This window comes from Methylocystis sp. (assembly GCF_050251305.1).
In the GTDB taxonomy this organism is placed as follows: Bacteria; Pseudomonadota; Alphaproteobacteria; order Rhizobiales; family Beijerinckiaceae; genus Methylocystis.
The window spans coordinates 143888-153561 of the sequence record NZ_JBFWNB010000001.1 but is presented as its reverse complement, the minus strand read 5'-3'; the positions used below and the strand labels follow the sequence as shown (position 1 = coordinate 153561).

10 protein-coding genes are annotated in these 9674 nt (G+C 63.6%); 6 read left to right on the top strand and 4 right to left on the bottom strand.

Going from position 1 to position 9674, the window contains the following annotated elements:
* Together AB7F41_RS00850 and AB7F41_RS00845 are read left to right on the top strand one after the other, a co-directional pair.
* A partial coding sequence (locus tag AB7F41_RS00850; protein ID WP_428406409.1) for a 2-oxo acid dehydrogenase subunit E2 occupies nucleotides 1-294 on the top strand: 294 nt, incomplete at its 5' end.
* A gap of 107 nt (nucleotides 295-401) precedes the next feature.
* Complete coding sequence (locus AB7F41_RS00845) at nucleotides 402-674, top strand: DUF1150 family protein (RefSeq protein ID WP_428383388.1); 273 nt, start codon at nucleotides 402-404, stop codon at nucleotides 672-674.
* Between the two features lie 118 nt (nucleotides 675-792).
* Here the strand turns inward: AB7F41_RS00845 and AB7F41_RS00840 are convergent, their stop codons facing one another.
* Both AB7F41_RS00840 and AB7F41_RS00835 read right to left on the bottom strand, forming a co-directional pair.
* A complete protein-coding gene (locus AB7F41_RS00840; RefSeq protein ID WP_428383389.1) occupies nucleotides 793-2082 on the bottom strand; it encodes a hemolysin family protein in 1290 nt (429 codons plus the stop codon).
* A gap of 125 nt (nucleotides 2083-2207) precedes the next feature.
* Nucleotides 2208-2633 carry an Hsp20 family protein gene (locus tag AB7F41_RS00835; protein WP_428383391.1) on the bottom strand — a complete coding sequence of 142 codons (426 nt, stop codon included), beginning with the start codon at nucleotides 2631-2633 and terminating at the stop codon, nucleotides 2208-2210.
* Between the two features lie 158 nt (nucleotides 2634-2791).
* Here AB7F41_RS00835 and AB7F41_RS00830 point away from each other — a divergent pair, with 158 nt between their 5' ends.
* Together AB7F41_RS00830 and AB7F41_RS00825 are read left to right on the top strand one after the other, a co-directional pair.
* On the top strand, nucleotides 2792-3226 hold the full coding sequence (locus AB7F41_RS00830; protein ID WP_428383393.1) for a hypothetical protein: 435 nt from the start codon (nucleotides 2792-2794) through the stop codon (nucleotides 3224-3226).
* Nucleotides 3227-3391: 165 nt separating this feature from the next.
* Complete coding sequence (locus tag AB7F41_RS00825; protein ID WP_428383395.1) at nucleotides 3392-3673, top strand: DUF6460 domain-containing protein; 282 nt, start codon at nucleotides 3392-3394, stop codon at nucleotides 3671-3673.
* 148 nt (nucleotides 3674-3821) lie between these two features.
* On the opposite strand, the gene AB7F41_RS00820 is transcribed toward AB7F41_RS00825, so the two are convergent.
* The gene (locus tag AB7F41_RS00820; protein WP_428383397.1) at nucleotides 3822-4775 is read right to left on the bottom strand and encodes an extensin family protein; all 954 of its coding nucleotides are present in this window, start codon (nucleotides 4773-4775) and stop codon (nucleotides 3822-3824) included.
* 55 nt (nucleotides 4776-4830) lie between these two features.
* Nucleotides 4831-7209, bottom strand: a complete 2379-nt coding sequence (locus tag AB7F41_RS00815) for a PAS domain S-box protein (protein WP_428406408.1) — start codon at nucleotides 7207-7209, stop codon at nucleotides 4831-4833.
* A 301-nt stretch (nucleotides 7210-7510) separates the two neighbouring features.
* Here AB7F41_RS00815 and AB7F41_RS00810 point away from each other — a divergent pair, with 301 nt between their 5' ends.
* Nucleotides 7511-8179, top strand: a complete 669-nt coding sequence (locus AB7F41_RS00810; protein ID WP_428383399.1) for a cysteine hydrolase family protein — start codon at nucleotides 7511-7513, stop codon at nucleotides 8177-8179.
* Nucleotides 8180-8303: 124 nt separating this feature from the next.
* Complete coding sequence (locus tag AB7F41_RS00805) at nucleotides 8304-9668, top strand: urea transporter (RefSeq protein WP_428406407.1); 1365 nt, start codon at nucleotides 8304-8306, stop codon at nucleotides 9666-9668.
* Nucleotides 9669-9674 lie beyond the last annotated feature (6 nt).

The window sequence follows — 9674 nt, the reverse complement described above, 5'->3', positions numbered from 1 at the left end:
GGCGCGCTCGACATCGCCGATCTGCAGGGCGGAACGTTCACGATTTCCAACGGCGGCGTCTATGGCTCGCTAATGTCGACGCCGATCCTGAATGCGCCGCAATCCGGCATTCTCGGCATGCACAAGATCGAGGAGCGCCCCGTGGTCGTCGACGGCAAAATCGAAGCGCGGCCGATGATGTATCTGGCGCTGTCCTATGACCATCGCCTCGTCGACGGGAAGGAGGCGGTGACTTTCTTGGTGCGCGTCAAGGAGTTGCTGGAAGATCCGGCCAGGCTTGCGCTTGGGGTATAGGTCGAAAGACCCCTTCAAAATCTCCGAATCATGCACATCTAACTACAGGCGGCGCGCCGTTGAATGGGCGCCGCCGGCGGGGCGAAAGGACCGCCAGGGAGGTGAAGATGGACATGATGAAGACCGCGATCGAACCCAGAGAGTCTCCGCTGACGGCCGAGCAGTTCGCCCATCTTGGCGATGGCCTCATCGCCTATGTGCGGCCGATGCGTTCGGAAGACGTCAATCGGCTGTACCCGCAGGCGCCTCAGATCGCGCCGGGGTTGACGGTCTTCGCGCTGTTCGGCGCGGACGGCGCGCCGATTGTGCTTGCGGACTCGGAAGAGGGCTGTATCGGCAACGCGCGTGAAAACCATCTGCAGATGGTAAGCCTGCACTAGGCTCTCCCCAGGGCGCGCCAGCGGCGCGCCGCGCTGGGCGAATCCGTCCGGCGACCCGATTTTCCCAAACCGTCACGACTTAGCGTCTCCGCGATTGCGGAAGCGATTTTGGTCTGCGTCAAGATTCTTGGACAGGGAGCTTACAGGCGAGCACCTTGTCCAGGCGCCGCCCGTCGAGATCGACGACTTCAAAACGCCATCCGAGCTTGTCGACCGTTTCGCCGAGCGTCGGGAAGCGGATGAGGCCGTCGAGAACGAGGCCGGCCACCGTTTCAAAGCTCCTGTTCTCCGGCAGCGACACGCGCAACAGCTCGGCCATTTCATCGACCGGCATCCAGCCGGCCAGAAGCCAGCTCCCGTCTTCGCGCTGAACCGCCTCAGGCTCTTCATGTCCCTCGTCCGATCTGAAGGCTCCGGCGATCGCGTCGAGGATATCGGCCGGGGTCACGACGCCTTCGAAGTGGCCATATTCGTCATGCACCAGCGCCATTGGCGTCTCGGCTTCGCGCAGGACGTTGAGCGCATCGAGCGCATCGATCGAATCGGGCACGACGGGCGCCGGACGCACATGGGCCTCGAGGTCGAGCGGTTCGCCGCGCAGCGCAGGCCCCAGGAGCTCCCGGATCAGCAGGACGCCGATCATGTCGTCCATGTCGCCGCGGCTGACCGGCAGGCGCGCATGCGTCGCCTCGACGAGCTTCTGGCGCAGAATGTCCTCAGGTTCGCTGAGATCGAGCCAGTCCACCTCGGCGCGCGGCGTCATCAGCGCGCGCGCGGCGCGGTCGCCCAGCCGCAGCACGGCCGCGATCATCTGCTGCTCGTCGGCTTCGATCGAGCCCGCCGATTGCGCCTCGGCGACGAGAGTCTTGATCTCCTCGTCGGTGACGGCGGCCTGGGGCTGGTTCGCCTGGCCGATGAGCAGCAGGATGAGCTTCGTCGAGGCGTCGAGCAGCCAGACGATGGGAGCGCCGAGCGTGGAGAGAAAGGCCATTGGCGCCGCCATGCGGCAGGCGATGGCTTCCGCATGGCGCAGCGCGACATTCTTTGGCAGCAATTCGCCGATGACGACCGAAAGATAGGTGATGAAGCTGATCACGCCGCCATAGCCGATCCAGTCGGCCGCGGCGCCCGAAACGCCGTGCGCGCGCAGTTCCTGCGCCAGTCTCTGACCGAGCGCCGCGCCGGAAAACGCGCCTGCCAGAACGCCGACCAGCGTGATGCCGATCTGCACCGTGGACAGAAAGCGTCCCGGATCCTCCGCCAGAGCCAGAGCAGCCGCGGCGCCGCGGCGGCCTTCCGCGGCCAAGGTCTTCAGCCGCACCTTGCGCGACGACACAATGGCGAGTTCGGACAACGAGAAAATCCCGTTGATGACGATCAATGCCAAGGCGACGGCGAGCTCGAACATGATTCCTGATAGAGCTTTCTGCGCAGGCGCTCAAGCAACTGGCTGAACCGCGACAAGTCTAGAAGGGCCAGCAGGGAGATGGCGCGCCGCCGCAGACATGGGTCGGCCGGACGGGCCGCGGCCGCTCAGTCGCGCGCTGCGATTTCGATTTTCTTGATGACCCGCTCGGGCTCGGGACGCGCCAGATCGATGGAGAGCAGCCCATTGACGAGATCGGCGCCCATCACCTGCATCCCTTCCGCCAGGAGAAAGGCGCGCTGGAACTGCCGCGCGGCGATGCCGCGATGCAGGAAGTGACGCTCCCGCTCTTCGGTCTGGCGGCCGCGGATGACGAGCTGGTTTTCCTCGAGCGAGACGTCGAGCTGGTCGCGGGTGAAGCCGGCGACCGCCAGCGTGATCCGAAGCCGCTCCGGGGCGCTCTCGCTGCGCGGAATACGCTCGATATTATAGGGGGGATAGCCGTCGGACGCGGTGCGGGCGACTCGGTCGAGGGCCCGTTCGATTTCATCGAAGCCGAGCAGAAACGGCGAATTCAGCGGCGGACGCGACATTTTTCTGAAGCCCTGTTGGCGCCTCTCGGCCGAGGCCCGTCGAGCGCCCCGGCCACAGCTATATGGCCGAGCCGGCGGCGGCGTTCAAGCGCGGCCGCCATTGACGCGGCGCCGCCGAGCGCCCATGTGCCAGCAATCCTCCCTCGAGAACGGCGGTCATGGGCCACGCACGGCATTTCATTCTCCCGATCGTCCTCGCCGCGGCCAGCGGCGCGCCCGCGGCCGCTGAGACGCCGCACCCGATCATCGCGCCGGAAGGCGAGCGGTTCACGCTCACCCCGGCGGAGGGGGGATTTGTCCGGTTGAACAAGGAAACCGGCGCGGTCTCCTATTGTTCGGTCAAGGACGGCGTCACGGTCTGTCGACTTGGCGCCGAAGAGCGCGCCGCGCTCGAAGCGGAGATCAACCGGCTGCGCAAGGAGAACGCCGAGCTCAAAGCGCGCGCCGACGCCGCGCCGGGCCCGCAGGCGGCGCGGCCGAACGCCACGCCGAGCGAGGAGGAATTTGAACGCGCGCTCTCCTTTACCGAGCGCCTGCTGCGCCGCATAATGCGCGTCTTCCGCGAAGAAACGTCGCCGGGGCGCACTCTATGAGGCGAGGGATCGACGCATCCGCAGGAGCGCGCGGTGGCTGATCAGGGACCATTCGCCAATTGGCCGCACCTCGACAAGCCGCGTCAGCCGTCAGAGCCTCGAGAACCCGAGCCCGACGTCCCGCTTCTGCCGGGGCCCGAAAAATTTGCACAGGAAAGCAACCCAATGGCGTCGAACAACACGCTTGAAAATTTCCTTGGCGGCTCGCCGCTCAACACTTTCGCGCGGTTGTTCTTCATTTCGCTCGTCGTCGGCGCTCTGCTGATGTGGCTCGACCTGCGGCCAATCGATATTTTTCGCGGCGTCCAAGCGTTTTTCGACCGCATCTATCAGCTGGGTTTCGGCGCCGTACGGGAGCTTTTCGCCTATGTGCTCGCCGGCGCCGTCTTTGTCGTGCCGGCCTGGCTCATTCTGAGGCTCGTCAATATGACGGGTTCGAAGAGATGACGATCGGCGATCCCGCTGGCTGCGCAGACCGGGCAGGAAGCGAATCGCGGCTGGACCGCCGCCGACATCCTGAAAATTTTCGCTGAAGATTGTCGGCGCGAAGGCTGGACGCAAAAGCGATCAGCCGGCGCGACGGAAGTCGGAAGGCTTAGAGTCTCCGGCGCCGGCGTATGCTCGACGTCTGATCCGGATCTTCGATGAGCTGGCCGATGCCGTCGCGGCGCGGCCGTGTTGGCGGTGGGGGCGGCGCATAGGCTTCTGGCCCGGCGAAGGCCCCATATCCATCCCGCGCGCCGACTCCGGGCCCCTCGAAAGCCGCAAGCGGCGGCTTGCCGGTCGTGTCATTGTCGGTCTCGTCGTCCGGCGCCGGCGACGCCTGCCCCTGCGCGATGAGCGGCGACGGATCAGGCGGCGGCAGCGTCTCCTGCGGCGCGGGCTTGCAGATGCTGCGTCCCGATCGGCCATGCATCGCCAGATCGACGTGAATATGGTTGTAGTGAAACGCGTTCGAGCCAGGCGACAGCACCGTCGTGAAGTGACCGCACGAGCCGCGATGCACGTCCATGAGAAAGGCGCGCGTCTGCTCGTCGCCGTGGCGCCAGTCGCGCACCAGCTTGATCTCGCGTCCGTCGGCGAGCACGAAGCCGCCGATGTCCAGCGCGTTGCCGAAGGAATGTTCCGAAAGTTGCGCGCCACGCTGATTGTTCATGCCGCGGCAGGCGTAAGACCCCATCGAGTTGATCTGAACCACCTGCTGCCCAAACCGCGCCTGCGCCGCGGGCTGAACGCTGTCGGCGAGCCAGGCGTCGAGCTCGGCGACCATCGAACAGTCGAGCGTCGCGGTGGCGTTGAAGGCGACTTCGCCGCCCTGAAGCGCGGTCACCTTGAACGGCCTGGTGAGGCCGCAGATGCCGGGACCGTCGATCTCGGGCGCGAGCGCGATGAAGTCGGAAGGATTGACGCGCCTTTCGGCGAGACAGGCGCTTTCAGCCTGCGTGCGCCAAGCCGGCCGCTGGGGCTTTTGGCCGATCGAGCAAGCGGAAAGGGTCGCCGCCGCAGCGAGCGCCAGCAACGGCGGCAATGGATAGGCGCGGCGGACCATATCGCGAGGATGGACGCTCTCGCGTTAATTCTGGGTCGAGAATTGTGGTTAACGATCAAATATTTGCCGACTGTGGCGCCGCTGACGCGGGTTCCTCGCCGAGAGGCAGCCGGACGACGAATTCGCTGCCTCGCCCAACGCCGTCGCTATGCGCTTCGACATGTCCGCCATGCAGCTCCACGAGTTTGCGCACGAGCGCAAGCCCGATTCCAAGTCCGCCGTCGGACAGCCGAATATGCCCTTCCGTCTGCGCGAAGAGATCGAAAACGCGCGGCATCATGTCGGCGCTGATGCCGACCCCGGTGTCGCGAACGCGAAGAACGGCCTCGTCGCCAGCGCGCGCGGCCTCGACGTCGATACGGCCGCCCGGCGGCGTGTATTTCGCCGCGTTATTGATGATATTGGCTGCAATCTGCGCCAGACGCACCGGATCGCCGAAGAGCCAGATCGGCTCCGCCGCGACATTCAGGACCACGCGATGGGCTTTGGCGTCGATGAGCGGCTGACAGCTTTCCAACGCGTCGCGCAGACTCGCCTGCAAGGCGACCTTCTTCCTGTGCAACTCGATCTTGCCGCGACGAATTCGCGAAACTTCGAGAAGATCTTCGACAAGGCGGACCAGATGATCGACTTGACGCCCGATCATGTCGAACAACGGCGTGTCCGGGAAGTCCGGACCATATTTCGTCTTAAGGATGTGCGCCGCATTTCGGATCGGCGCGAGCGGATTGCGGAGCTCATGCGCCAGAGTGGCGATGAACTCGTCCTTGCGGCGGTCGGCCTCGCGCATCGTTTGTTCCGTCTCGGCCCGCCGTATGGCGATCGCCACGAGATCGGTGACGGCCTTCATGACGGCGACTTCATCGGCGCTGAAATGCGCGCGAGACCGCGTTCCAAACGAGAGCGTGCCGATTACGCGATCGTGATGCAAGATCGGATGACAGCAGTAGGCCCGTATCCCGAAGGACTTCACCCGTTCGGTCCGTAGATCGGTCCGGTTTTGAATGTCCTCGGCGATGATGCGTTCGCGCCCGACGTCGACGCAGCCGCAATCCGCGCCGAATTCGCGCCACTCGAGCCTATGCAGCCAGTCCTCGGAGATGCCCCCGCTGGCGTTCAGACGCAGCCGCCCGCTGTCTTCGTCGACGAGATAGTTGAAGAAGAGATCGCAATCGAGAAACGCCATGACCTTGTTGCAGAGCTCGTCGACCAGCAGCTGCGGATCGTCGCTTGCAAGAAGTTGCGCGGCCGTTTCGGACAGCAATTCGCTGCGGCGCATATGCCAGCGCAACGTCTCTTCCGCCTGCTTGCGCTCGGTGATGTCGCGCGCCATGCCGAACCATTCGGTGATCTCTCTTGACGCGTCCAAAATCGGGATGGCGCGTGACTGCGTCCAGCCGATGCTCCCGTCGATGCGCTTGAATCGGTGTTCCAGCTCAAAGACGTTCTTGGCGCGGATGGCCTCGCTGATGGCTTTCATGACCAGCAGCTGATCCTCGGGGAGGATGTATTTCTGGATCCAGGTTTGGCTCGGCGTGGTCGATTCCGCGATGAAGTCGCGTCCCACGAGCTGACGCAACTCGCCCCAGTCGGAGCTCATCCGATACACCGCGTCGGAACTTGCGAGCACAAGCGCCCTGAAGCGTTCCTCGCTGTCGTGGAGCGCCGCTTCCGTTTCCTTGCGCTCGGTGATGTCGACGGTGACGGCGACGCCGCCCAGCAGGCGGCCGCCGTCGGAGAAAATCGGCGCCGCCGACGTTTCCGAGAACCATCGCCGACCGCTCGGCAGAAGCACTTCGATCTCTTCGGGCTCGATGACGCGCGCCTCGCGCATGGCCGATTGCAGCGGAAGCTCCGCGTCGGCCATTTCTCGCCCATTCTTGAGATAGCGAATCCGGCGGCCAGCAGCCTCAGGAGCCGCGGCCGATGCGGATATCTCCTGCGCCGGCTCAAACTCGAATTGCGCCAGAAGCGCCTTGTTGCCGACGACATGCGCGCAGCTCAAATCGCTCGTATAGCAAAGGCCGACCGGCGCGGCGTCCATGATGGCTTCAAGTCTTTGCCGCGTATCGGCGAGTTCGCGCTCCGCGATCATCCGATCCTGAAAATCAATGATTGAACCGCTGTAGCCGACAAATGCGCGCTGCGCGTCATAGCGCGGCGCGCCGACCGCCAGAGCCCAGCGAAACTGCCCATCCTGGCGCCTCAGCTGCGCTGCGACCTGAAACGCGCGTTCTGCGCGCGCCGCGAGATCGAGGTCGATCTTTACGCGCGCAAGATCATCCGGATGGATGGTTTCGAACCATCCTTCGCCGCGCGCCGACTCGGCGCTCTGTCCTGTGATCTGAAGCCAGCAGGGGTCGACGTATGTGCAGAGGCCTTTGCAATCTGTTGTCCAACTGACGACCCAGAGACGATTCATCGTTTCAAACAATGTGGGGCGCTCGTTTCAAGCGCGCGGCAGAAGGAATTGGGACCGGAATATAGCAAGATCGCGATGGGCGCGCATGGACGAGAGCGCCTGATAGAGCTATCTATCTAGAGCGCAACAGCTTTTGACCGCGACACGAGGACATGCGTTCGGCCGGCGACGGCGGGCCGGATCCGCTCAGTTCATGACCCACAGCAATCATCCACGCGCTTTGGGTTTCTTGCAGACGACGCAAAAATGAAGTGAACGAAAAGCGTTTCCGCTCGTCTGCGCGCGCGCAAATATGCAGTGAGGAGCCGATATCATGACGACGATCAATGCGAATCCATTTCCATATCATTTCGATATCGACCACATCGCCCTGATCTGCATCGACATGCAGCGGGACTTCTGTCTACCGGGGGGATTCGCGCAATCGCTCGGCAACGACATCAAGAATATCGCGCCCTGCATCCCCGTCATCGCCGAGCTGCAAACGGCGTTTCGCAAGGCCGGCCTGCCGATCATCCACACCAAGGAATGTCATAAACCGGATCTGTCGGATCTTCCCACGGCCAAGCGCAATCGCGGCAATCCAAAAACCAAGATTGGCGACGCCGGGCCGATGGGACGGATCTTGATCGATGGCGAGGAAGGGTCGGATTTCATTCCCGAGAACGCGCCTGTGGACATGGAGCTGGTCATCCCGAAGCCTGGCAAGGACGCGTTCTACAACACGATCCTCAACGACTATCTGATGGCGCGCAAGATCACGAATCTGGTGATCACCGGCGTGACGACCGAAGTCTGCGTGCAGACGACGATGCGTTGCGCCAATGATCGGGGCTACGACTGTCTGTTGATCGAGGACGGCACCGACAGCTATTTTCCTGATTTCAAAGCCATGACCCTGAAGGCGCTCGTCGCGCAGGGCGGCATCGTCGGCTGGACCTGCAAGTCCGACGTCGTGCTGAAACTCTTGGCGTCGCTCTAGAGCGATCGAGCGCGGCGAGGCCCGCGGCCTCAGCCCTCCAGTCTGTGCGGACATCTCATCGACTGAGCGTGCGCCTGACGACAAGCGAACGCATCAGCGGACGAACATATGTAGACTTCTGCTCATGAAAGACCCCGTCGATTATGTGTTTCCGCCCGTGAAGACGGGCCAGATTCCGTACTGGCGGCTCGCGCTGCGCGGGTGCTCGCAGCTGTGCTTTCAAGCGAATGAGCTGACCGGCGTCTTCTTTTTGGCGGCGGCGCTGGTCGCCTCGCCGATCGCCTTCGCCTATCTGCTGTTGGCGGCGATGGTCGCGCCGGCGGGCCGCATGCTGCTGGGGAGTCGTGGGTCCATTCTGGAGACAGGACTTCCCGGCCTGAATCCATGTTTGATTGCGCTCGCGCTGCCGGCTTTTTTTCATACAAGCTGGACAAATCTCGGCATGTGGGGCGTGCTTGCCGTCTCTGTCGCGGCCACCGTCGGATTGGTGCGGCTATGCGTTGCGATCCTGCCGTTTCCGACGCTCGCACTGCCGTTTCTGATCGTATTCTGGGCGCTGTATGCGCTGGCGCCTTATCTTGAACCGCTGCAGCCGATCGACTTCGGACCCGTCGAGCCGACGACATTTCATCCGGTAACGGCCGTGCTGCTCAGTCTCGGTCAGACGGTTTTCTCGCCAAACATATGGTCGGGGCTCTTCGTTCTCTGCGGCGTTCTGCTCAGCAACTGGCGGCACGGGACGGTCGCATTCTTCGGGGCCGTCATCGGCGCGCTTGTGTCCTATTATTACCACGACGTCGATGCGGCGAGCGTCAACCTCGGTCTTTACGGCTTCAATGGCGTGCTGACGGCCGTGTCGGTGTTTTTCCTCTGCGGCGGCAAGCTCAGGCTCGCCATCCTCGGCGCCTTGCTGGCGACGCTGCTCGTGTCGGCGCTCGACATATTTGGCGTACCGACGGTTTCGGCGCCATACGTCCTCACGACATGGCTCATGCTCGCATTGGGCTGGATCGAAGATCGATGGTTTGACGTTCCGCAATCTGTTCCCGCCACGGGCGCATCTGCGTCAATACTCGACGCGGAGCGATCGTCCACGCCGATCCTTTCAGGAGACGGATCCATGCCAGCACCCACCGACTCGATCGTCATCACGAATCTTCTCGCGCAAGCGGATACGCTCCGCAGAACCAGCGACTGGGAGTTTTTCCGGCCGGGCGTGACAGCGCATTGGCTCTATAGCGAAGGCGACGGCGGTCACAGCGCCGTGCTGCTACGCTATGAGGCCGGCGCCCGCGTCGCGCTGCACGAGCACGTCGGCTATGAATACATGTTCGTGCTCGAGGGCGATCAATTCGACGAGGCGGGCGCATACCCGCAGGGCAGCTTCGTCATTCACCCGCCGGGCACGCGGCACTCGCCCGGCAGCCACGGCGGTTGTCTGGCGCTGCTGATATACGACAGGGCCGTCAAGTTCGTCGCGCCTGAATGACGCCGC